The following is a 22011-nucleotide window of genomic DNA, read 5'->3' as shown; positions in this document are numbered from 1 at the left end:
GAAACGAGCCTGCGATGCGCTCTTTGCCTGACGACGCCCGAATTCCGGTGTCGAGCGGAAATCTGCGCGTCGCCAGCGATTTCCCGCGTCGCCGGCGTGCGGGCCCGCCAGGCTACGGCGCGGGACGTGCGGCGGCCGGATCGGCCGCCACCACCGGGACCTGCAGCTTCTTGAGCTCCGGCACCGTGAACCGCGGCAGCAGGAGCTGGACGAGCGGCCCGATCGCCAGGGCATAGAGTACGGTGCCGACGCCGATGGACCCGCCAAGCAGCCAGCCGGCACCCAGCACCACGACCTCGATTCCGGTCCGGGAGGTCCGCACCGACCAGCCGGTGCGCCGGGCCAGTCCGGTCATCAGGCCGTCCCGGGGACCCGGTCCCAGTCGGGCGCCTATGTAACAGGCTGAGGCGATGCCGTTGAGCAGGATGGCCCCGGCAAGCATGCCGATCTGCCCGCCGAGGTGCGATAACGCCGGAATCAGCGCCAGCCCGACGTCGGCGAACACCCCCACCAGCACGGCATTGCAGAGCGTGCCGATGCCGGGCCATTGCCGGAGCGGAATCCAGAGAAGCAACACAAGGAAGCTGACGATGACCACCACGGTGCCGATACTCAGCCCGGTCTTCACCGCGAGCCCCTGATGGAAGACGTCCCAGGGATCCAGGCCGAGCCCGGCGCGGATAAACATCGCGAGGGATACGCCGTACATGGCGAGGCCAAGGAGGAGCTGGAGGAGCCTGCGGGTCATCATGACGCCCATTCTCTCCCGAAACTGGCTTTTCAATCCATAGCCAGTTTGAGATACTGGCTCTATGTCCGGCTCACTGAACCCGAGCTCCCTCGCCCGCTTGCTGGGCGACTGGAACCTCGGCGCCGCCCCCGCCTACCGTGAGCTGGCCGACGTCGTGCGTCTGCTCGTCCTTGACGGCCGCATCCCGCTCGATGTTGCCCTGCCCAGCGAGCGGGCCTTGGCCACGACGCTGGGCAACAGCCGCACCACGGTGACCGCCGCCTATGCACGGCTGCGCGAGCAGGGATTTCTCAGCACCGGCCAGGGCAGCCGGGGCCGGACGTGCGTACCGCACCAGGGATCGCGGGGCAGCCATCGGGGCGGCGCCCTGAACCCGGGCACCGCTCTGAACCTGAGCGGCGCCCCCGGCCTGGCTGTTCCGGCCGGGATCCTCGATCTGGCCTATGCCTCGCTGCCTGCCAGCGGCGAGGTGGTGCACCGGGCTTTCGCCTCGGCCCTCACCGAGCTGCCGGCACTGCTGCCCGGCTTCGGCTATGACGCCCTCGGCGTGGGTGCGCTCCGGGAAGCCATCGCGGCTCGGTATTCGGCGGCCGGGGTGCCCACCAGCGCGCACCAGATCCTGGTGACCTCGGGTGCCCAGCACGCGCTGAACATTATCCTGCGCACCCTCACCGGCCGCTTGGACAAGGTCCTCGTGGAACATCCCAGCTACCCGAATGCCCTCGACGCCATCCGCGCCGCGGGCTGCCGCCCCGTTCCGGCTGCCATGCCCCCTGCCAGCCCGACAGGCCGATCGGGCTGGGATCTGGACGCACTCGAGGCCGCACTGATGCAGCAGCGGCCGGCGCTGGCCTATGTGGTTCCGGACTTCCACAACCCGACCGGGCGGCTGATGCCCGATTCTCAGCGGCGCAGGCTGGCCCGTGCCGCCGCCGCGGCCGGCACCGTGCTCGTAGTGGATGAGACGCTGCGGGAATTAAACCTCGACGGCGTCGCATCCATGCCGCTGGCCGCCTTCAGCCCCGCCGTAGTCTCCATCGGTTCACTCAGCAAGTCGCACTGGGCCGGGCTGCGGACCGGCTGGATCCGGGCCGGCGAGCCGCTCATCCAGCGCTTCGCCGCGGCCCGGACCACTATGGATCTCGGCGGCCCGGTAGTGGAACAGCTCGCCGCCGCCCACCTGGTCAGAGCGCTCCCGGAACCGCTCCCGGCGCGGCTCGCCTCGCTCCGCGACAACCGGGATGCGCTGCTGGAACTCATCACCGGGAACTTGCCTACCTGGCAGAGCGAACGGCCCGACGGCGGGCTGTCAGTCTGGTGCCGGCTGCCGGCTCCGATCAGCACCGCACTGGCCGTGGTCGCCCCTGACTTCGGCATCAGGCTCGCCGCCGGACCCCGCTTTGGGGTGGGGGGCGCCTTCGAGCACTACCTCCGCGTGCCGTTCACTCTGCCGCCGGAGCATCTTGAGACCGCGGTACGGGCATTGCGTGCGGCGCAGGATCGACTGGAGGCGTCGCCCCAGCTACGGCGGAACCTCGCGGCCGCGCCGGCCGCTGCCATCGCCTGATCCGGGCGCGGGCCGGGCGCAGGCCGGGCGCTGGCTGGGCACAGGCTGGGCGCAGGCTGGGCACAGGCTGGGCGCTGGTCGGCCTGATCCGGTTGCGGCCCTGTCTGGCGACGCCCATACTACCCTGCGCTGCGCAAGATGCCCGGCGACACCCGAATTCGGGTGTCGCCAGGGCATTCGGGTGTCGCCAGGGCGTTTGCGCGTCGCCAGGGCGTTCGGGTGTCACCAGTGCTAGGCATAGACCTTCGCCAGGAAACCGCGCCAGGCCGTTGCCGTGGTTTCGGAGTCCCCGCCGACGCTAAAATCGTGCACCGTCATGCCCACCGGTGCGCCAAAAGCGTTGCGGCCGAAGAAGCGGTACAACGCGTCCGCCGTCCGCAGGCCCAGGAAGTTCCCGTTGGCGAAGTCCACGTCGCCGGTGAGCCGCCCGACGCCGTCGAGCTCCAACTCCACGGTTCCGCCCGGCGCCGCACCCTCCACCCCCATCGCTTTCCTGAGCCGGTCAAAGCCGTCAGCGGCCTGCGAAGCCGCGGGCGCCTGGACGTCGGTGAAGACCACCGGCTTGCCGTCGAAATACTTAAGGTACTGGCCCAGAGTGTGCAGGTAGAACTCGGTGTGCTTGGTGGCGCCGTCGTACTGCCCGTCCCAGTTGTCCGCGAAGATGCCGCTATGGACGTAGTGCAGCTTGGTCCGGCCGCCGCCGAGGGGCGCCAGCACATGCTCCAGCTGGTTGAACCATCCATCCGCGCCGTCCATCCGGGAGACCAGGTGGGTGGGGTACTCCTCGACGGACCGCACGGCCGGCCATTCGTCCGTGGGGAACATCCAGGCCGGAGTGTCCTTGGTGACCGCGTTCCAGACCCGCTCCGGGGTGCCGGGGAGCTCGGCGTCGTAGACGATCTCGAATTTCCGTTTCTCAGTCATTGTCCTGCTCCTTTGCTGTTGGGGTTGTCATCAATTCTTGCGGGGGTGATGTTTTCGCTGATGGCTTGAGTGCCGGGTGAAGCGCGACGACGATGCGGTAACTGCGCCCGCCACCGGCCGGGGCGCCCCCTGCTGGCCCGCCACCCGCAGGGGCGCCGCGACCGCCGTCGTCGTATTTGCTCACGAGCCTGGTGACGGCGGCGCTGAACTCCTCGGCGAAGGCAGCCCGGTCCTCGGCCGTCCGGAAGGTAATCTCGCCGTCGATCGCGAAAGTGGGGAGCTTCTGCCTGGCCGCCGCAGCGCCGGCGATCAACTGGCCGACTTCCTGGACCAGCCTGCCGGCGAGCGCCAGCAGCCAGAAGGCGGAAAACCGGTCGGAGAACCGGCGCGGATCCGGGGCCACCGAAGCCAGCGCCGCCGGGGAAATCAGGTACGAGGCCGCCGTCGCCCGCATGATGCGCTCCGTGACGTTGCCCTTCCGTCGCTCCTCGACGAGTTCGACCAGACCGTGCCGCTCCAGGGCCTTCAGGTGGTAGTTCACCTTCTGCCGCGAAAGCCCCACCTTGGCCGCGAGCTGCGTGGCCGAACCTGGGTCGGCGAGCTCCAGCAGGATTAGGGTGCGGATGGGGTCCAGCGAGGCCTCCGCCGCGGCCGGGTCCTCAATCACCTCGATGTCCAACATGGCTCGAGTCTGATCTCCGACAGTTATATTTGTCAAGACCTTTTTTGCCGTCGGCTCGCCGTTTCGACGGTTTCCTTCCGGTTCGATGCCCGGAAGCGTCTAGCCGGCGGGGAATCGTCGAAACGGCGAGGTAAGGGCACGGGTGAGGGCGGGGGTAAGGGCGGGACCCGTGCCGGGCGAAGTAGAATGGGCCGGTGATGCACTCCCCCCTTCCCGTGCGCGACGGCGTCAACGCCACCCGTCTCCGCCTCCCGGACGAGGGGCCCTGGGACACCGCGATGGACTACATGATGCACCGCTGGGGCCACATCGACCCGCAGGGCATCGAGGACCGGTTCGACGCCGGGGAGATCGTCGGCGAGGCCGGCACCGCACTGGACCGCACCACGCCGCTGCGCAACCACACCTTCATCTGGTACTACCGCACGCTGCCGCCGGAGACGAGGATTCCCGTGGAACTGAACATCCTGCACCAGGACGATCACCTCCTTGTGGTGGACAAGCCGCACTTCCTGCCCACGACACCCGGCGGCACCTACATCCAGGAGTCGGCCCTGGTCCGGCTCCGGAACCAGCTCGGGCTGCCGGATCTCATCCCGATGCACCGTCTGGACCGCATGACGGCCGGAATCCTGCTGCTCTCCACCAACCCCGAGACCCGGGGCAAGTACCAGGTGCTCTTCGAAAAGCGCCAGATCCGGAAGGAGTACGAGTGCGTCGCCGCGGCCGAGCCTGCCGCCGGGCACCCTGCCGTCGACTTCCCGGTGGTGGTCCGCAACCGGATGACTAAGTCCCGCAGCTATCTGCTTGCCGAGGTGATCGGCGGCCAGCCCAACGCGGAGACCCGCATCGAGCAGCTGCGGACGTTCGACGCCGGGCCGGACGCCGGGCCCAACGCCGCTTCCGACGACACAAGCCAACGACACGCCAGCCAGGGACACGCCAGCCAGCGCCGCACGCTGTACCGGCTGGAGCCGCACTCGGGAAAGACCCACCAGCTTCGTGTGCATATGGCGTCGCTGGGACTGGGAATCGTCAACGACGCCTTCTATCCGGAGCTGCTGGACAAGGCCCCGGACGACTACACCAAGCCGCTGCAGCTCCTGGCCCGCGGCATCAGCTTCGTTGACCCCATAACCGGCACGGCCGCGGAATTCCGCAGCGGCCTGGAACTCAGCGAGGCAGGGTAGTTCCGCTGCTGGGGCCCCCTCCCGCGGTTAGGGAAGGCTGCGGCCCGTCAGGACACGGCGAACCCCGGAAGTGCGATACCTTGTGCCCATGGACTTAGGCAACGTGGACGCTTGGGGCGCCGCGATCTATTTCTGGGTGATCCCCATCGTCATGAGCGACGCCATCTTCCCGCCCGTTCCATCCGAAATGGTGGTGATCACCGGCGGCGCCCTGGCGGCGGACGGCCGGGTCAACGCGTTCCTCCTCGTGATCCTCGCTGCCCTCGCGTCCTGGCTCGGCGACATCCTGGTTTTCCAGCTCTTCAAACGTCGGCTGAGCCACGTGCTGGACCGCTGGCGCTGGGGCCGCACGTTTCATCAGGCTGTGCACAGAGCCATCGGAAAGGCCGGCCGGTCCTCCACCTACGGTGCGATCATCGGCGTCCGGTTCATCCCCGGCGGGAGGCTTGCGACGACGGCAGCTGCCGGCATTGCCAACGTCTCCACCCGCGGCTTCAGCCTCTGCGCCGCCCTCGGCGGGATCCTCTGGGCGGTCTGGTCGGTGGGCCTCGGCTACGTGACGGGAGCGGCCACCGGCCTGCCGTTCTGGGCGAGCTCGCTGATCGGCGTCGGCCTCGGGATCGTGATCGGCGTCGTCATCGGCATTGTCGTCACCCGGCGCCGGGGCGACCGCTCCCCCGTGGAGGGCCCGGAGCAGGAACTGGATTTCTGACGCCGGCTCCACCCTTCGCGGGCTAGACCGGCGCCCAGCGGCCCCGGTTGCGGCGGAGCACCGTCAGGTTTCCGGTCACCGCAACGCGTTCGACGGCGTCGCGCATCATTGCCGCCGACTCCCGCGCCTGGTTGTTCTCGCCGCTGTACGAGGTGGCTTCCACCAGGAATCGCAGACTCAATTGCGGCACGCCGCCGGCCAGCTCCAGCTGGTTCGCCTCGACATGGTGCCGCGTCTCCAGCGCCTCCACGGCTGCCGCCATCACGGCCTCCGGCGGGTTGCCCGGCTTGAGCCCGGTGATCTTGAGTCTGCTCTGGAACGACGGCATGGAACCACCCTATCCGCCCCGCCGACGCCTCTTCACCCGAGGTGAGGGCGTGCCACGGAAAGCACGGCAAAACGTGCGGGAGCGTCGAAATCGGGTGACGGTTACCCCGTGTTGCGCAGGCCCGCGGCGACTCCGTTGACGGTGATCAGCATGGCGCGCTGGAGGCGCTCGTCGATCCCGGCCCCGGATGTGCTGCCCGCCGCCTCGGCCCGCACGCGGCGCAGCAGTTCCACCTGCAGGTAGCTGATCGGGTCCAGGTACTGGTCCCGGATCTCCAGTGAGCGTTTCAGCGTGGGCTGGGCGTCCAGGAGCAGGTCCTCGCCGGTGAGCTTCTGGATCTCGGCCACGGTCAGCTCGTACTCGGCCCGGATGGCGCGGAACAGGTGGTGCAGCTCCGCCGGGACCAGGGTGGAGACGTAGTAGCCTGCGATGTCCATGTCCGTCTTTGCCAGCGTCATTTCCACGTTGGAGAGCACGGAGCGGAAGAACGGCCAGCGCTCCATCATCTCCACCAGCTGGGCCGAATTTCCGGCCTCGCGGGCTGCCCGCAGACCGGAGCCGACGCCGAACCAGCCCGGCACGATCTGCCGCGACTGGGTCCAGCCGAACACCCACGGGATGGCACGCAGGCCCTCCAGTCCCGCACCGGAATCGGGCCGCTTGGACGGCCGCGAGCCGATGTTCAGCGAACCCAGCTGCTCCACCGGGGTAGACGCCATGAAGTAGGCGGGCAGGTCCGGATCATCGATCAGCGTCCGGTACCGGGCAAAGGCGGCGTCGGAGATGGCCTCCATGACGTGGGCGTAGCGCTCGCGCTGGTCCTCCGAGGTGCGCGGAGTGCGGTGCAGCGCAGATCCCTGCATGACCGCCGCGAGGGAGAGTTCCAGGTTCTCACGGGCCAGCTCGGGCAGGGAGTACTTGTCCGAAATGACTTCGCCCTGCTCGGTGAACTTGATTTCGCCCTCCAAGACACCGTTGGGCTGGGCCATGATCGCGTCATAGGTCGGCCCGCCGCCGCGGCCCACCGAGCCGCCTCGGCCGTGGAAGAGACGCACCCGGACGCCGTGCTTCGCCGCGACATCGCGCAGTTTGCGCTGGGTCTTGTGGATCTCCCACTGACTGGTCATCACGCCGGATTCCTTGTTGGAGTCCGAGTAGCCGAGCATGACTTCCTGCACGTCCCCGCGCAGCCGGACCAGCTCGCGGTAGGAGGAATCGGAGAGCAGCCGGTCCACGATCTCGGCCGAGGCCCGCAGTTCCTCCACGGTCTCCAGCAGCGGGGCGAAGCCGATCCTGGCGTACGGGGCCTCGCCGAAGAGACTCACGAGCCCGGCCTCGCGGGCCAGCACGGCCGCGGCCAGGACGTCGTCCGCGCCGCGGGTCATCGAAATGATGTACGTCTCGATGACGTCGGGGCCGTAGGTCCGTAGGGCCCGCCGGATCTCACGGAAGACATCGTACGTGCCGTCCGCGACGCCGTCGAGCTTGATCGGGTGGCCGGAAAGCGGGCGGCGGGAGGCCAGCTCCGAGCCCAGCACCTCGAGCCGCTCGGACCGGCTCAGTTCCGCGTATCGGACGCCCGGACCGCCGAGCCGGTCCATCAGCTGTCCGACGGCGTCATGGTGGTAGTCGGCGTGCTCGCGGATGTCCAGGGTGGCCAGGTGCAGGCCAAAGGAGGCGATGGCGCGGCGGACCCGGGCCAGGGCGCCGTCGGCCGCAAGTGCGCCATGGTGGTTCCGTAGCGAGTGCTCCAGAAGTCCCAGCTCGGCCAGGAGCTCCGCGGTGGCTGTGTAGTCGCGGCCCGGCTCATGCGCCGAGCCGGCCGCCACGCGCCGCGCGGTGTTGAGCAGTTTGGCCTTGATACAGGTGAGTTTGAGCCGGTACGGCTCCTGGGCGTTGAGCTCCAGAACCCTGGGGTCCAGCCCCGGGAGGTTCTTGAGGTCGACGTCGATCGAGTCCAGCAGTTGCCGGTCCGCCCCGGCGAGCGCCGTCGAGTTGGAGAGGATGGAGATGAGCCCGTCGATCAGGCCGATGCTGATCCGGACGGCGTGCTGGTTCTGGAGCTGCAGGACCTCGCGGGTGACGGCAGCGGTGACGTTGGGGTTACCGTCCCGGTCACCGCCGATCCAGGACCCGAAGCGGATCGGTGCCTTCTCCGCCGGCAGCGTGACACCGTGCTCGCCGAGGAGGTCGGAGAGGTCGGAGAGCATTTCCGGCATCGCATCGGTGAGGATACCGGTGAGGTAGTAGATCGCGTTCCGTGCCTCGTCCACCGGTGTGGGGCGGACCTGTCGGAGCTCGTCCGTCTGCCACATCTGGTCGATCACTTCGGCGAGGTGGCGGTCCTGCCGGCGGCGCGCGGAGGTGCCGTCCTTAGTGGACTCGGCGAGGATGTCCGAGAGCCGGCGGACCTTGTCCAGCACGGAGCGGCGGGAGGCCTCGGTGGGGTGCGCGGTAAAGATCGGCCGGACGTCGAGCTCGTTGACGACTTCCTGCAGCACGGCGGTTCCGGCCTGGGCCGCGATGTCGGCGACGGCCCTGGCGAGCCAGCCGTCCTTTTCCCGGCGGTTGCGCAGCCCGCGGACGCGGTGGACCTGCTCGGCGGCGTTGGCCAGGTGGAAGTAGAAGGCGAAGGCACGGACCAGATCGGTGGCCTGCTCAAGGGGCAGGGAGCCGAGCAGCTCGCGGACCTGCGCGACGACGTCGTACGAACTCCACGGCCCGGTCGCATCGGCACCGCCCCGGGCGGCCTCCTTGGATTCCTTGGTCAGCAGGCGCACCTGTTCCACCCGGTCCAGGAGCTCGGGGCCATGCTGGCGGACAAGGGATTCACCGAGGAGGGTGGACACCCGGCGGACGTCGGCCCGCAGCTCGGAGGCCAGATCGGTGCCGGGATTCATTGCAGTGTCAGCCATGGAAACTATCTCTCGAGGGGTCGACTTGGCTCGTACACTGCGCTGGATACTGTGAGCCGGGTTACGTGGTCCTAAGGGATGCTACCCGCAGCCCGGGCAGCAGGGGAATCCGTCTCAGATAGTGTCAGGCTCTTTGACCGGGATCTCGCGGGGTGCTGAGGCCGGCGCCCCGCGGCCGGACTTTTGCCCCGGTGCCGCGGGTGGCAGGACAATCCGGCCGCTGTATGGATCGCTATGGTCCGGTCCCCTGCCTGATTCGCTCGCCTCGTGCCGCCGCTGCCTGAGTTCTTCCCTCGCGGCGGCGGACTCCTCGCGAGTGGGCGCCCCTGTTGCCGGGTCCATCATGCTCAGCACACTGCCCAGGGTTCCGGTGGCACCTTTCGGCGTGCCGCCCCGCTTCAGCACGGACATGCCCGCAGCCGCGCCCCCGGCTATGATGGCGACGCAGGCCAGTGCGGTTCCCACGACTTCGAGGATTCCGGCGGCCATGGAATCAGCCTACGCGGGGCGCCCCCGTCCGGCACCCCGTTCAGCGGGCAATCTTGAAGTTGAACTCCGCAGTACCGAGCGCGCCCCAGATCCGCAGCCAGATCGGCAGGATCATTTCAGCGCCGCGGGCGGTGGTGATGTCGCCGAGGTCGATGATGTCGCGGTGCCCGAACCCCGTGAGGAGTTCCGCTACGACGGACTTGGCAGCAGCGTCATTTCCGGAAACGAAGACCGAGTGGTCGCCCCCGGCCACCCGTTCCGGAGCCACCATCACGCCGGCCATCATCGTGTTCAGGGTCTTGACGACGCGTGCTTCCGGGAACGCCCGCTGGATCTGCTCGCCCAGGCTGTCGGTGTTGACCGGGTTCAACGACGGCGGCATACCCCGGGAGAAGTCCAACGGGTTCGCGACGTCCATGAGCACCTTGCCGGCCAGGTTCGCCGCCCCGGCCGCAGCCAGCGCCTCGAGTGATCCACCGCCGTGGGTGGCATTGACGACAATGTCCGCGCCGGCTGCGGCATCCGCGAACGTAGCGACGTCGACCGTGCGGCGGGTTTCGTGCCACTCGGCAAAGGGTGCGGTCCCCATAGCGTCCGGCCGGGTGCGCGCCAGCGTCGCCTGCGGGTCGCGTGTTCCGATGACTACGTCATGGCCCCGGCCCGCGAGCGCACCGGCTATGGTGCGCCCCACCGTGCCGGTTCCCAGTACAGCAATTTTCATGGCATCCCGATTCTCAAGGGTGGGGTAGACAGGTACGTCTACTAGTGCGCAAGACGATATCAGACAGACCTGTCTACGGCAAGAGTCCAGCACCGGGCATAAATCCACACCTGGAGGCTGACGATTATTGAAGCCTGTCAGTTGATTGCCATAAGCTCGCGCCACGACACCTTCACAGCTTGGCCCCAGCCGCGCCCTCGGTGCCACCGGTCCCACCACCGCTCCGATCGGGCTCGGCCTGATGGGAATGTCCGACCTCTACGGCCCCGCGGACGACGCCGAGAGTGTCGCCACTATCCGGGCCGCCCTCGACGCGGGCGTCACCCTGTTCGACACGGGCGACTTTTACGGCGTGGGCCACAACGAGCTCCTGCTCCGCGATGCCATCCAGGGCCGCCGCCGCGAGGATGCGCAGATCAGCGTTAAGTTCGGCCTCCTCCGCGACGCTCGCGGCGGCTGGAACGGCGTTGACGCCCGGCCGGTGGCCATCAAGAACTTCCTGGCATACACCTGTCCCGCGGCCTCATATCGGGCCACTGGCCTGCCCAGGGCGGGGGCAACCGGCGGGACTTCCGCGCCCGTCTCCCCCGGTTCTCCGGCGAGAACCTGCAGCGCAACCTTGAGCTGGCGGAGCGGCTGCGCCTGATTGCCGCGAGCAAGGACGCCACCGTGGCCCAGGTGGCCATCGCCTGGGTACTGTCCCGCGGGGAGGATATCGTCCCGCTGGTGGGCGCCCGCCGCCGCGACCGGCTGTCCGAATCACTCGGGGCCGCCACGCTGGTCCTTTCCGGCCAGGATCTCGCCGATATCGAGGCGGCGGTGCCCGCTGACGCCGCAGCAGGCACACGCTACGACGCCGCCCAGATGGCCATACTCGACAGCGAGCGCCGGTGAGTTCTGACGTCGTCGTCCTGACGGCAGCGCGCATCCTCGACGCCGCCGAGGACGTCCTCCGCCGCTTTGGCCCGGCCGGCGACACCGCCGGCCCGGCGGCCGAACGGCTTCTCCGCTGGCTCCAGCGGCTGGCGGGCATCAAACAGGCGATGGCGGCATAGACAGACTTGTCTGTGTAGCATGTAGCCATGACCCCGCCCGCCAGCAGGACACCACAGACCGTCCGGACGCCTGCCGGACAGGCCAGGGAAAGGATTCTGGCCACGGCCTTCCGGCTCTTCTACGCCCAGGGCCTCCGCGCAGCCGGCGTCGATACGATCATCGCCGAGTCGGGAGTCGCGAAAGCCACATTCTACAAGTACTTTCCGGCCAAGGACGAGCTAATCCTGGCCTATCTGGACACGGTGGACGGCGTCTGGACCGGGCAACTCCACGCCGCGGCCGAGGCGGCCGGGCCGGATCCCGCGGATCAGCTCGTGGGTCTCTTCGATGCCCTGGCAAGCGCCTGCCGGCGCGACGGCTACCGCGGCTGCGCCTTTATTAACGCCGCCGCCGAATCCGCCCCGGGCACCCGGGTGCATGAACGGACCGTGGCCCACAAACAGCACATCCGGGCCTGGATCCGCGGGCTGGCGGCGCTGGCCGGCGCCCGGGATCCCGATCAGCTCGCCCGCAGCCTCACCCTGCTGCTCGACGGCGGCCTGGCCAGCGGCGTCCTCGATGCCGACCCCGAAGCTGCCACCTCCGCCCGCACCACCGCTTCCCTGCTCGTGGCGGCGGCTGCCGGCCGCTCCCCGGCATCGCAGCCCTAAGCGGAGAGCCCATTCAGGGGCGCCCCATCCGGAGAGCCCGCGCAGCGGCCGCCGCCGGCAGGCTGGACCCGCCAGCTGAACGGCGTCCGAACCCCCGCTGAATTGCCGGGGAATCTCCGGCGCCCCGCCTTGCCGGCGCTTCCGTGGAGCATGTTGTTGACATATCTTGAGATGTCATTGACAAATACTGTCAATGACACTCGTGCCGTCACCCTCGGCGATCAGCCTGCCTCAAGGAGCCCCAATGAACGCTGCCCCGCCTCCCCCAGTCCCGCCCGTCCGGCTGCGAAGAGCGAGAGCCGGAACGGCCGGACGCAACCCGCTGCTCGCCGTCGCGCTGGTCCTCAGCCTGCTCTTCGCTTCTCTTGTGGCGCAGTCCGCGTCGGCGCCGGGATCACAGGCCGCCGCACCGCTCACCGTTGCCCAAGCCATCGCAACCCAGAACGGCTCGACGGCGGCGGTGGCCGGCTTCGTAGTGGGCCAGCCGACGGCGGCGGGCACCGTGATCCGCAGTGGCTTCACCGCGGACACGGCCATTGCGATTGCCGACTCGGCCACCGAGACCAACACGGCAAAAATCCTCTACCTCCAGGTCACCACGGCCTACCGCACCAACTTCGGCCTCCAAAGCAATCCTGCACTCCTGGACAGGAAGATCGAGGTCACCGGCCAGCTGACGGCCTATTTCTCGCACCCCGGGCTAAAAAGTCCCGGCAGCATGGCCCTGTCCGGGCCGCCGTCTCCAGCGCCCACAGCCACCACGACAGCAACGCCCGCACCGACCCCGGGCGATTACTACGGCCCGGCCGCAGGGAAAACCGGGACAGCACTGGAGGCCAGCCTGCACCAGATCATCTCCGGCCAGCGGCGCCTCAGCTACGACCAGGTCTGGGACGCCCTCAAGGACACAGACCAGGACCCGGCCAACAGCAGCAACGTGGTCCTGCTGTACACGGGCCGCTCACAGTCGAAGACCACCAATGGCGGCGGCGTGGATGACTGGAACCGGGAACACGTCTGGGCGAAGTCGCACGGCGACTTCGGCACCGCCACGGGCCCCGGGACGGACGTCCACCACCTGCGTCCCACCGACGTCACCGTCAACTCCGCGCGCGGCAACAAGGACTTTGACCTCGGCGGCACCCAGTCCGCGGAGGCACCGGGCAACTACACCGACGCCGATTCGTGGGAGCCCCGCAACGCTGTCAAAGGCGATGTGGCCAGGATGATCATGTACATGGCCGTCCGCTACGAGGGAGGCGACGGCTTCGCCGATCTGGAAATGAACAACCTCGTCAACAACGGCTCAGCGCCGTACATGGGAAAGCTGAGTGTGCTGTTGGAATGGAACCGGGTGGACCCGCCGGACTCCTTCGAACAGCGCCGCAACCAGCGCATTTATGAGGTGTGGCAAGGCAACCGGAACCCGTTCGTGGACCACCCGGAGTACGCCGACGCCATCTGGAACTGACCGCGTTCCCCGCCCCGGCCACGTAGCGGTCTGTCGGGGCGGGGCCTAGGGTTGTAGCCAACGCCGTGCACCGCTTGGAAGGAACCCGTGAACACCACACATCCCGTCTCTGACCCTCAGCTGGCCCGCTGGCAGCGCTTCCGGAACAACCGCGACACTGCCCTCGCGGCCGGCCACGGCTGGCTGACCCTGACCTCGTTCCAGTGGCTGGACAGTGAGCCCACCGCCGTCGAACCCGTCCCCGGGCTGTGGTCCACGGACGGCACGACGGCGTCCCTCACCGCCGCGGCGGCCGACGGGCTCACGCTCGTGGAGACCGGCGCCGCGGTGGACGGCACCCTCAGCGCGACCCTCGCCAACCAGGAGTCGCTGATGTGGGTGCAGTTCGGCGGGAAGGACGGCCGGCAGGTGGTGGTGGAACTGGCGATGCGGGCGAATAAGTACGCCATCCGCACCAGGGATGCGCAGTCGCCGGTATTTACCGGGTTCGACGGCGTGCCGACCTTCGATTTCCGCCCGGACCTCGTGGTGGAGGCCAGCTTTTATCCCTATCCGGAGCCCGTGGACGTACCCATCGGCACCGCCAGCCCCTTGGTCGAGGGCGTCCACCGTTCCGTGGGCGAGCTGGTGTTCCGGCTGCCGGGCAAAGACCACGAGTTCCATCTGCAGGCCGAAGAGGAAAAGTTGGGCGCCCTCACCGTCACATTCCACGATGAAACCAATGCAGCGGCCGCGCCGGGAAAGGCCACGGCCGAGTGGCGCAAGGTGTCCACCGCCCGGCCGCGGGTCGATTCTTCGGGACTCAGCACCGTGATCCTGGACTTCAACCGGGCCATCAACTACCCGAGTGCCTTCACGCCGTACGGCACCTGCCCCATGCCGGTGAAGAACAACAGCCTGGACTACCGGATTGAGGCCGGTGAGAAGGAGCCTTTCCCCGGTGATTGAGCCTTCCGACATCCGGGGTCTCCGTCCGCTCGACTTCCGTGCGCTCGACCACTAGTGGCTCGGCCACCACGCCTACACGATCGCGGAAACTCCAGTGACCGCTCGGCCCACGATCAACGTGTTGATCTCGAACGAGCCCTCGTAGGTGTAGATCGCCTCGGCATCGGAGAAGATCTTGGCCATCGCAAAGTCGGTGACGATCCCGTTGCCGCCCAGCAGGGACCGGCCCATCGCCACCGTTTCCCGCATCCGGGCGCTCACATAGGACTTCGCCAGCGCCACCTGCGGCATGTCCGCGGAGCCCTGCTCCTGCAGCTGCGCGATCCGGACCATCATGCCCATGCTCGCAACGGCGTTGCCCAGCATGGTCACGAGCTGCTGCTGCACCAGCTGGAACTTTGCCAGCGGCCGGCCGAACTGCTGGCGTTCGACGGCGTACTGCCGGGCGACGTCGAACGCGGCCAGCTGCTGGCCCACGGCCTGCCAGGCCACCATGATCCGTGAGCCGCGCAGCAGCTCGTTGGTGTCCTCAAAACTGCTGATCCCGGCGAAACGGTCCGTCTCCGCAACCAGGACATCCTCGAAGACGATGTCCGCGTTCTGCACGGTACGCAGCGCGATCTTGTTCTCGATTTTGCTCCGGGTCACGCCGGGCAGGGTCGCGTCCACGATGAAGCCGCGGATGCCGCCGTCGGCCTCGTCGCGGGCCCACACCAGCATGTAGTCGCAGAACGTTCCGTTGCCGATCCATCGTTTGGCGCCGTTGAGCACCCAGGTATCCCCGCCGTCGGCCGCTCCCCCGCGAACCCGCCGGGCCCTGGTTTCCATGCCGCCGGCAACGTCGGAGCCGTGCTCGGGTTCGGTGAGCGCAAAGGCGCCCGTGGTCCGGAGGCTGGCGGCGTCGTCGAGCAACCGCGCCTTCTGTTCCTCCGAGCCGAAGCCGTACAGCGACTCCACAAAGAGGTCATGGTGGACCAGGAAGAATGTCGCGAGCGAGGTATCTACCCGGGTAATTTCGGCAATGACCAGCCCGGCGAACAAGTTGCTGTAGCCGCGCTGGGCCGGTGCGCTGAGCTCGAGGGCCGCCAGCTTGGGCAGGATATAAGCGGGGAATTCGGCTTTGTTCCACCAATCGGTGGCGAACGGGGCCACCTCGCGGGCCAGGAATTCCCGCAGCTCGGCCATTTTTACCCGCTCGGCGGCGCTGAGCATCGACTCGAAGTCGAAGAAGTCGGCGCCCGGCAGGCCGTCCACGGACGACGCCGGGGCGGACGCGGATTCCACGGCGAGCCCGGCCCGTGTCACTTCGGTCCCATCCGGATGGCGCCGTCGAGGCGGATGGTCTCGCCGTTGAGCATGGCGTTTTCCACGATGTGCGCGGCAAGGTTCGCGTACTCGGCAGGGCGGCCCAGCCGGGACGGATGTGGCACCTGCTGTCCCAGCGAGTCCTGGGCTTCCTGCGGCAGTCCGGCCATCATGGGGGTCTCGAAGATGCCCGGCGCGATGGTGACCACGCGGACCAGCGAGCGGGCCAGTTCGCGGGCGATCGGCAGCGTCATGGCCGCCACGGCACCCTTGGAGGCGGCATAGGCCGGCTGGCCGATCTGGCCGTCGAAGGCGGCAACGGAGGCAGTGTTGATGATGACGCCGCGTTCCGGTCCGCCGAGTTCGGTGCTGGCCGGCTCGATGTCCACCATTGCTGCAGCGGCCAGCCGGATGACGTTAAAGGTGCCCACGAGGTTGATCTGGATGACGCGGCTGAAGGTGGCCAGCGGCAGCACTCCCTCGCGGCCCAGGACCTTGCCCGGGGTGGCGATCCCGGCGCAGTTCACCACGATCCGCAGCGGACCCAGCGCGACGGCGGCGTCGACGGCGGCTTGCACCTGGTCTTCGCTGGTGACGTCCGCGGGAACAAAGACCGCGCGGTTGACGGGCTCCGTCGGACTCCCGGCAACCGCGGCATCACCGGCGTCCGCGTGGGCATCGCCCCGGGCGTTGAGCCCGGCGGCAAAGGCGTCCCCGGCCGAGCCGGGCAGGTCCACCAGCACCACCGAGGCGCCGGCGTCGAACAGGCGCCGGGCCGTCGCCGCCCCGAGCCCCGAGGCCCCGCCCGTAATCAGCGCAACAGTACCTTTGATGTCCATGCATCCTCCTCGATGTGGAACCGGAACCCGCCGCGACACTGTGTGCAGCGTCACGGACTTGCAGGGAACAACAGTTAGTGAATGTTAACTGGAATACGAACAATCCGCACCTTCGGCCCGGTACACCGGAACCCCGCCGCGCCCCGACGGCCCGAAATGCCGCCGGCAAAATGCCGCCTGCATCGTCGCGACGATCCCTGCCCGGACGCACCGCCGCCACTAGGCTGGATCCATGACCCCCGCAGACACCTCCGCCGCCCCCAACTGGTCGTTCCGTGCCGACGAAGCGGCCCGCTTGGTGACCAGGCTGTTCGGGCAACGGCTGTTTTTCCTGCCGGGGACCCATATCGCGGCGATCGTGCGGCCGTCCGGCCGGATGAAGAACCTGGCCCGTCCGTGGCACTACTGGTGGCAGGCCCACTACGTTGATTGCCTCGTTGACACCGGCCGCCGCGAACTTGGCACCGAGGGCAGTCCCGGATCCAGGTTCGACGGCGAGAACCGGCCCAGCGCCGGCAAGCTCGCGTCCCGGCTGGTCACCGGGATCCGGCTGCGCAATTTCCGCACCGTCATCAATAACTACTACGACGACATGGCCTGGCTGGCCCTGTCCACCCTGCGGCTGGAGAAACTCGCGGAAGACAGCCGCAAGGCGGGCGGTCGGCGCCGCAACGCCGGAGTCCTGAAAAGCCTGACACTGCAGTTCGATTCGGCCTCCACGGATGATCTGGGCGGCGGAACTTTCTGGAGCAAGAAGCGGGACTTCAAGAACACCCCCGCCACGGCCCCGGTGGCCCTCTACTACGCCCGGACCGGCAAGACCGCCAGGGCCCAGGCCCTGCTGGACTGGCTCGACGCCCGGCTTTTCGACCCGGAACAGGGGCTGTACCGGGACGGAATCCGGATCGCCCCCGGGGGCGGCGTGGTGCTGGAGGGTGCCATCTACACCTACAACCAGGGCCCGGTCCTCGGTGCGCTGCTGGAGCTCGGCGGCGCGGCAAACCTGGACCGCGCCTCCGCCTTGGTCCTGTCGGTGGCTGGAAACCTGACCCTGCCGGCTCCGCTGGCCGGGCGCACCGCCACGGTATTGCGCTGCGAGGGTGCCGGCGACGGGGGCCTTTTTACCGGGATCCTGGTGCGCTACCTGGCGCTTGCCGCCATCGACGAACGGCTGCCTGCCGTGAGCCGCACCACGGCCGCCACGTTGGTCTACGACACCGCCGAAGCCCTCTGGGAAGGGCGCCGCATCGTCCAGGCGCGTGAACCGCTGGCAGGCAGGGGCGCCCGCTTGGTCTTTTCCGACCGTCCCGAGGTGCCGGCGCGGAGCAGTTATCCGGCCGGTGCCGGCGTCGAACTGTCCACCCAGCTTCAGGCCTGGATGATCCTGGAGGCGGCCGCGTCGATCGCCGCAAACGCCGGCCCCGCTGCGGCGGGGGTGCCCCCGCACGCAAAAGAGTCCACGGACAATTAGGGTACGAAATAGTTTCGTAATTGATGTGATCCTGAACACTTAATGGGCTTTCAACTTGGTGGCTTAGGTTTGGCTAACCTACAGTTTTGCTTAGTGAGCATGCCCTAACTTCCCCGCTCACGGGGGCTAGGGTTCCCTGACCTTCTCCTTGCAGAAAGTAGCCCCATGAAGATCCGCAACAACGCCCTGGCAGGCATCGCACTCGCCGCCACCGCCGCGCTCGGCCTTGCAGCCTGTGGCTCGGGCACGTCCACGTCCCCCGGCAGCAGCGCCGCCGCAGGCGAAAAAGACTCCGGCGGGATCACCGTGTACAACGCCCAGCATGAGTCCCTGACCAAGGAATGGGTGGACGCGTTCACCGCCGAGACCGGCGTCAAAGTCACGCTCCGCCAGGGCTCGGACACGGAGATGTCCAACCAGATCGTCCAGGAAGGCCAGGCCTCCCCGGCGGACGTCTTCCTCACCGAAAACTCCCCCGCCATGGCCCAGGTGGAGAACGCGGGCCTCTTCGCGGATGTGGACAAGGCCACCGTTGACCAGGTCCCCGCCGAGTTCCGCCCCTCCACGAACAAGTGGACCGGCATTGCGGCCCGCTCCACCGTGCTGATGTACGACAAGGCCAAGCTGAGCGAGGGCCAGCTGCCCAAGTCCATGCTGGATCTGGCCAAGCCCGAGTGGAAGGGCAAGTGGGCGGCCTCGCCGTCCGGCGCCGACTTCCAGGCGATCGTCTCCGCCCTGCTGGAGCTGAAGGGCGAAGCGGCAGCCGAGGAATGGCTCAAGGGCATGAAGGAAAACTCCAAAGCCTACAAAGGCAACAGCACGGCCATGAAGGCGGTCAACGCCGGAGAGGTCGACGCCGCCCTGATCTACCACTACTACTACTACGGCGATCAGGCCAAGACCGGCGAGAACTCCAAGAACGTCGCCCCGTACTACTTCAAGAACCAGGATCCGGGCGCGTTTGTGTCCATCTCCGGCGGTGGCGTGCTGAAGTCCGCTAAGAACGCCGCCGCGGCACAGGCTTTCCTGAAGTACATCACCGGCAAGAAGGGCCAGGAAGTCCTGCAGAAGGGCACCTCCTTCGAGTACCCGGTGGCCTCCAGCGTTCCGGCCAATGACAAACTGGTTCCGGTGAAGGAGCTGCAGGCCCCCACCGTGGATCCGGCCAAGCTCAACTCCGCAAAGGTCACCGAGCTGATGACCAAGGCAGGACTGCTCTAAGCGAAGTGCGAACCACGCTGGCCCCCGGCAAGTCCGGGGACACGACGACGGCGGGCCGGGGCAAGAGCCCCCGCCCGCCTTTCGGCGTTTCTGTTGTAGCGGTCCTTGCGGTCCTGATCGCCCTGTTCTCGCTGATCCCCCTTGGCTACGTCATCGTCATGACGACAGCCACCGGCTGGGATACCGCCGTCGCCCTGATCTTCCGGGAGCGGGTGGGCGAGCTCCTGCTGAACACGGTGCTGCTGATGGTGATCACCGTGCCGCTGTGCCTGGTCCTGGGCGTGGGCGGCGCCTGGCTGGTGGAACGCACCAATCTCAAGGGACACAAGTGGTGGGCCGTACTGCTCGCCGCCCCGCTGGCGATCCCCGCGTTCGTCAACAGCTACGCCTGGGTCTCCGCGGTGCCCTCGCTCGGCGGGCTCTGGTCCGGCGTCCTGATCGCCACGCTCTCCTACTTCCCGCTCGTGTACATCCCCGCCGCCGCGACGCTCAGCCGGCTGGATCCGGCGATCGAGCAGTCTGCCGCGTCCCTGGGCCTTGGCGCCTGGCGGGCCTTTTTCCGCGTGGTGTTGCCGCAGCTCCGGATCGCGATGACGGGAGGCGCGCTGCTGGTGGCCCTCCACCTTCTGGCCGAGTATGGCGCCTTCGCGATGATCCGCTTCGACACCTTCACCACCGCGATCATGGTGCAGTACCAGTCCACCTTCAACGGCACCGCCGGGAACATGCTGGCCAGTGTGCTCGTCTTCTTCTGCCTCATCCTGCTGCTGCTGGAAGTCCGCGGCCGTGGCAGTGCCCGTTATGCGAGGGTGGGCTCCGGCGCCCAGGCCCGCGCCCTGCGACTGCCGCTGCACGCCTACCGGGTCCCCGCGCAGCTGTCCCTGATCGCCCTGACGGCCCTGGCTTTCGGCCTGCCGCTGACGTTCGTGCTGCGCTGGATCTTCGCCGGCGGCCCGGGTATCTGGTCCGCGGACGAGTTTCTTCCGGCGCTGCTGCAGACCCTCGCCTACGGCCTCTCCGGCGCCCTCGCCACCACTGTCGTGGCGTTCCCGATGGCTTATCTGGCCGTGCGGCACCCCAGCTGGTTCAGCAAGGCCTTGGAACTCTCCAACTACGTCACGAGCTCCATGCCCGGGATTGTGGTGGGCCTGGCCTTCGTGACGGTCAGCATCCGCGTGGCGCCGGGGCTCTATCAGACGTCGGCGGTCCTGGTTGCCGCCTATGTGCTGCTGTTCCTGCCGCGCGCCCTGGTCAACATCCGTTCCGGCCTGGCCCAGGCGCCCAAGGAACTCGATGAGGCTGCACAGTCGCTCGGCAAACCTCCGCTTCTGTCCTTCCTCCGCGTCACGCTGCGCCTGACGGCGCCGGCCGCCGCCGGCGGAGCCGCGCTGGTGTTCCTCGCGATCGTCAACGAGCTCACCGCTACTCTGCTGCTCTCGCCCAACGGAACACGCACGCTCGCCACCGAGTTCTGGAGCAAGAGCAGCGAAATCGATTACGCGGGCGCCGCCCCCTATGCGCTGCTGATGATCCTGATCTCGGCGCCGATGACCTATCTCCTCTTCCAGCAGTCCAAGAAAGCGGCGGGACAGTGACCGACTACAGCCCATCCCGGCTTCCGGAACCGCGGATCGCGGCCTCGGTTGCCACCAGCACCAACAACCACCTCCAGATCGACGCGGTCACCAAGGACTTCGGCCCCCAGGCCGTCCTCAAGGGCGTCAACCTTTCGGTGGCCAGGGGCGGGACGACGGCGATCGTGGGCCCTTCCGGATCCGGCAAGACGACGCTGCTGCGACTGATTGCCGGCTTTGAGCACCCCGGCACCGGCAGCATCTCACTCAATGGCAGCAAGGTGGCCGGCGACGGCGTCTGGGTGCCGGCCCACAAGCGCCACGTCGGCTATGTGGCGCAGGACGGCGCCCTGTTCCCGCACCTGAGCGTCGGGGAAAACATTTCCTTCGGGCTCGACTCCGGCAAGCTCGCCGGCGGACACCGCGCCGTCAAGGTCCGGGTGGGCGAGCTGCTGGAGATGGTCTCGCTGGACCCGGCCATGGCCAAACGACGCCCGCACCAGCTCTCCGGCGGGCAGCAGCAGCGCGTCGCCCTGGCCCGCGCCCTGGCCCGTGAGCCGGAGCTCATCCTGCTGGATGAACCGTTCTCGGCCCTGGATGCGGGCCTGCGGGTAGCTACCCGGCGCACCGTCGGCAAGGTACTCAAGGACGCCGGCGTGACCACTATCCTGGTCACCCACGACCAGGGCGAGGCGTTGTCCTTCGCGGACCAGGTGGCGGTGATGCGCGGCGGCAGGCTGGCGCAGATCGGCAACCCGTTTATTGTCTACACCCGCCCGGCGGACCGCGCCACCGCGGAATTCCTGGGCGACGCCGTCATCCTCGACGCGTGGATGGAAGGCTCCCTCGCCACCTGTTCGCTCGGCGGAATCCCCGTGCGCCGGCCTCCGGCGCAGGGCCGGGTCCAGCTCATGCTGCGCCCCGAGCAGATCCGCATCGCCGAGGACGGCCCCATCCGCGGCGTGGTGGTGGACACCGACTACTTCGGACCGGAAACCACCGTCCGGCTCAAACTCGCCGTGCCGCCGGTCCTTGCCGGGGGAGCCGTGACCGACCATCGCTACCCCGGCGGCGGCGAAATCATCACGATCCGGCATTGGAATGCCTCCATCGCCCGCCCCGGCACCGAGCTGTGCCTGCGCGTGGTGGGCGAGGCTGTCGCCTTCCCGATGGAGGACCTGCCGCAGGACTGAAAGG

The 22011-nt window shown here is 68.2% G+C and carries 22 protein-coding genes; 13 read left to right on the top strand and 9 right to left on the bottom strand.

Annotation, left to right across the window (positions count from 1 at the left end; all coding sequences use genetic code 11):
* Positions 1-112: 112 nt before the first annotated feature.
* A complete protein-coding gene (gene yczE, locus AC50X6_RS01635) occupies positions 113-751 on the bottom strand; it encodes a membrane protein YczE (protein WP_494964575.1) in 639 nt (212 codons plus the stop codon).
* Between the two features lie 61 nt (positions 752-812).
* Between yczE and yczR the strand changes: the two genes are divergently transcribed.
* Positions 813-2318 (top strand): MocR-like transcription factor YczR, encoded by a 1506-nt coding sequence (yczR, locus tag AC50X6_RS01630; RefSeq protein ID WP_494964574.1) that lies wholly within the window; start codon positions 813-815, stop codon positions 2316-2318.
* Between the two features lie 231 nt (positions 2319-2549).
* On the opposite strand, the gene AC50X6_RS01625 is transcribed toward yczR, so the two are convergent.
* Together AC50X6_RS01625 and AC50X6_RS01620 are read right to left on the bottom strand one after the other, a co-directional pair.
* The gene (locus AC50X6_RS01625; protein WP_494964573.1) at positions 2550-3242 is read right to left on the bottom strand and encodes an SRPBCC family protein; all 693 of its coding nucleotides are present in this window, start codon (positions 3240-3242) and stop codon (positions 2550-2552) included.
* On the bottom strand, positions 3235-3924 hold the full coding sequence (locus AC50X6_RS01620; RefSeq protein WP_494964572.1) for an ArsR/SmtB family transcription factor: 690 nt from the start codon (positions 3922-3924) through the stop codon (positions 3235-3237). Before AC50X6_RS01620 ends, AC50X6_RS01625 begins: the two co-directional genes overlap by 8 nt.
* A gap of 197 nt (positions 3925-4121) precedes the next feature.
* On the opposite strand from AC50X6_RS01620, the gene AC50X6_RS01615 reads away from it, so the two are divergent.
* Together AC50X6_RS01615 and AC50X6_RS01610 are read left to right on the top strand one after the other, a co-directional pair.
* Positions 4122-5114 (top strand): RluA family pseudouridine synthase, encoded by a 993-nt coding sequence (locus AC50X6_RS01615; RefSeq protein ID WP_494964676.1) that lies wholly within the window; start codon positions 4122-4124, stop codon positions 5112-5114.
* An 88-nt stretch (positions 5115-5202) separates the two neighbouring features.
* Complete coding sequence (locus AC50X6_RS01610) at positions 5203-5826, top strand: DedA family protein (protein ID WP_494964571.1); 624 nt, start codon at positions 5203-5205, stop codon at positions 5824-5826.
* Between the two features lie 22 nt (positions 5827-5848).
* Here the strand turns inward: AC50X6_RS01610 and AC50X6_RS01605 are convergent, their stop codons facing one another.
* The 4 genes from AC50X6_RS01605 to AC50X6_RS01590 all read right to left on the bottom strand — a co-directional run bounded on the left by AC50X6_RS01605 (position 5849) and on the right by AC50X6_RS01590 (position 10279).
* The gene (locus tag AC50X6_RS01605; RefSeq protein ID WP_326967848.1) at positions 5849-6154 is read right to left on the bottom strand and encodes a hypothetical protein; all 306 of its coding nucleotides are present in this window, start codon (positions 6152-6154) and stop codon (positions 5849-5851) included.
* 101 nt (positions 6155-6255) lie between these two features.
* On the bottom strand, positions 6256-9069 hold the full coding sequence (gene ppc, locus AC50X6_RS01600) for a phosphoenolpyruvate carboxylase (RefSeq protein ID WP_494964570.1): 2814 nt from the start codon (positions 9067-9069) through the stop codon (positions 6256-6258).
* Between the two features lie 114 nt (positions 9070-9183).
* Positions 9184-9558 carry a hypothetical protein gene (locus AC50X6_RS01595; RefSeq protein ID WP_494964569.1) on the bottom strand — a complete coding sequence of 125 codons (375 nt, stop codon included), beginning with the start codon at positions 9556-9558 and terminating at the stop codon, positions 9184-9186.
* A gap of 40 nt (positions 9559-9598) precedes the next feature.
* Positions 9599-10279 (bottom strand): NADPH-dependent F420 reductase, encoded by a 681-nt coding sequence (locus AC50X6_RS01590; protein ID WP_494964568.1) that lies wholly within the window; start codon positions 10277-10279, stop codon positions 9599-9601.
* Positions 10280-10526: 247 nt separating this feature from the next.
* Here AC50X6_RS01590 and AC50X6_RS01585 point away from each other — a divergent pair, with 247 nt between their 5' ends.
* The 6 genes from AC50X6_RS01585 (at position 10527) to AC50X6_RS01560 (ending at position 14404) form a co-directional block, all read left to right on the top strand.
* Positions 10527-10925: an aldo/keto reductase gene (locus AC50X6_RS01585; RefSeq protein ID WP_494964567.1), complete on the top strand. Its 399-nt coding sequence runs from the start codon at positions 10527-10529 to the stop codon at positions 10923-10925.
* Positions 10886-11173: an aldo/keto reductase gene (locus tag AC50X6_RS01580; RefSeq protein ID WP_494964675.1), complete on the top strand. Its 288-nt coding sequence runs from the start codon at positions 10886-10888 to the stop codon at positions 11171-11173. Before AC50X6_RS01585 ends, AC50X6_RS01580 begins: the two co-directional genes overlap by 40 nt.
* On the top strand, positions 11170-11334 hold the full coding sequence (locus AC50X6_RS01575) for a hypothetical protein (protein ID WP_494964566.1): 165 nt from the start codon (positions 11170-11172) through the stop codon (positions 11332-11334). Before AC50X6_RS01580 ends, AC50X6_RS01575 begins: the two co-directional genes overlap by 4 nt.
* A 27-nt stretch (positions 11335-11361) precedes the next feature.
* Positions 11362-11985 (top strand): TetR/AcrR family transcriptional regulator, encoded by a 624-nt coding sequence (locus AC50X6_RS01570; RefSeq protein WP_494964565.1) that lies wholly within the window; start codon positions 11362-11364, stop codon positions 11983-11985.
* Positions 11986-12229: 244 nt separating this feature from the next.
* Positions 12230-13456 carry an endonuclease gene (locus AC50X6_RS01565; protein WP_494964564.1) on the top strand — a complete coding sequence of 409 codons (1227 nt, stop codon included), beginning with the start codon at positions 12230-12232 and terminating at the stop codon, positions 13454-13456.
* Positions 13457-13543: 87 nt separating this feature from the next.
* Positions 13544-14404 (top strand): DUF1684 domain-containing protein, encoded by an 861-nt coding sequence (locus AC50X6_RS01560; protein WP_494964563.1) that lies wholly within the window; start codon positions 13544-13546, stop codon positions 14402-14404.
* A gap of 72 nt (positions 14405-14476) precedes the next feature.
* On the opposite strand, the gene AC50X6_RS01555 is transcribed toward AC50X6_RS01560, so the two are convergent.
* Both AC50X6_RS01555 and AC50X6_RS01550 read right to left on the bottom strand, forming a co-directional pair.
* On the bottom strand, positions 14477-15616 hold the full coding sequence (locus AC50X6_RS01555) for an acyl-CoA dehydrogenase family protein (RefSeq protein WP_494964674.1): 1140 nt from the start codon (positions 15614-15616) through the stop codon (positions 14477-14479).
* A gap of 89 nt (positions 15617-15705) precedes the next feature.
* Positions 15706-16548, bottom strand: a complete 843-nt coding sequence (locus tag AC50X6_RS01550; RefSeq protein WP_494964562.1) for an SDR family NAD(P)-dependent oxidoreductase — start codon at positions 16546-16548, stop codon at positions 15706-15708.
* Positions 16549-16780: 232 nt separating this feature from the next.
* On the opposite strand from AC50X6_RS01550, the gene AC50X6_RS01545 reads away from it, so the two are divergent.
* The 4 genes from AC50X6_RS01545 (at position 16781) to AC50X6_RS01530 (ending at position 22007) form a co-directional block, all read left to right on the top strand.
* Positions 16781-18019, top strand: a complete 1239-nt coding sequence (locus tag AC50X6_RS01545) for a glycoside hydrolase family 76 protein (protein ID WP_494964561.1) — start codon at positions 16781-16783, stop codon at positions 18017-18019.
* A gap of 165 nt (positions 18020-18184) precedes the next feature.
* The gene (locus AC50X6_RS01540; protein ID WP_494964560.1) at positions 18185-19240 is read left to right on the top strand and encodes an iron ABC transporter substrate-binding protein; all 1056 of its coding nucleotides are present in this window, start codon (positions 18185-18187) and stop codon (positions 19238-19240) included.
* Positions 19241-19245: 5 nt separating this feature from the next.
* Positions 19246-20835 (top strand): ABC transporter permease, encoded by a 1590-nt coding sequence (locus AC50X6_RS01535; protein WP_494964559.1) that lies wholly within the window; start codon positions 19246-19248, stop codon positions 20833-20835.
* On the top strand, positions 20832-22007 hold the full coding sequence (locus AC50X6_RS01530; RefSeq protein ID WP_494964558.1) for an ABC transporter ATP-binding protein: 1176 nt from the start codon (positions 20832-20834) through the stop codon (positions 22005-22007). The genes AC50X6_RS01535 and AC50X6_RS01530 overlap by 4 nt, the downstream gene beginning before the upstream one ends.
* Positions 22008-22011 lie beyond the last annotated feature (4 nt).

It is taken from the genome of Pseudarthrobacter sp. HLT1-7 (assembly GCF_059383435.1).
This window is presented reverse-complemented; position numbering and strand designations above follow the sequence as displayed.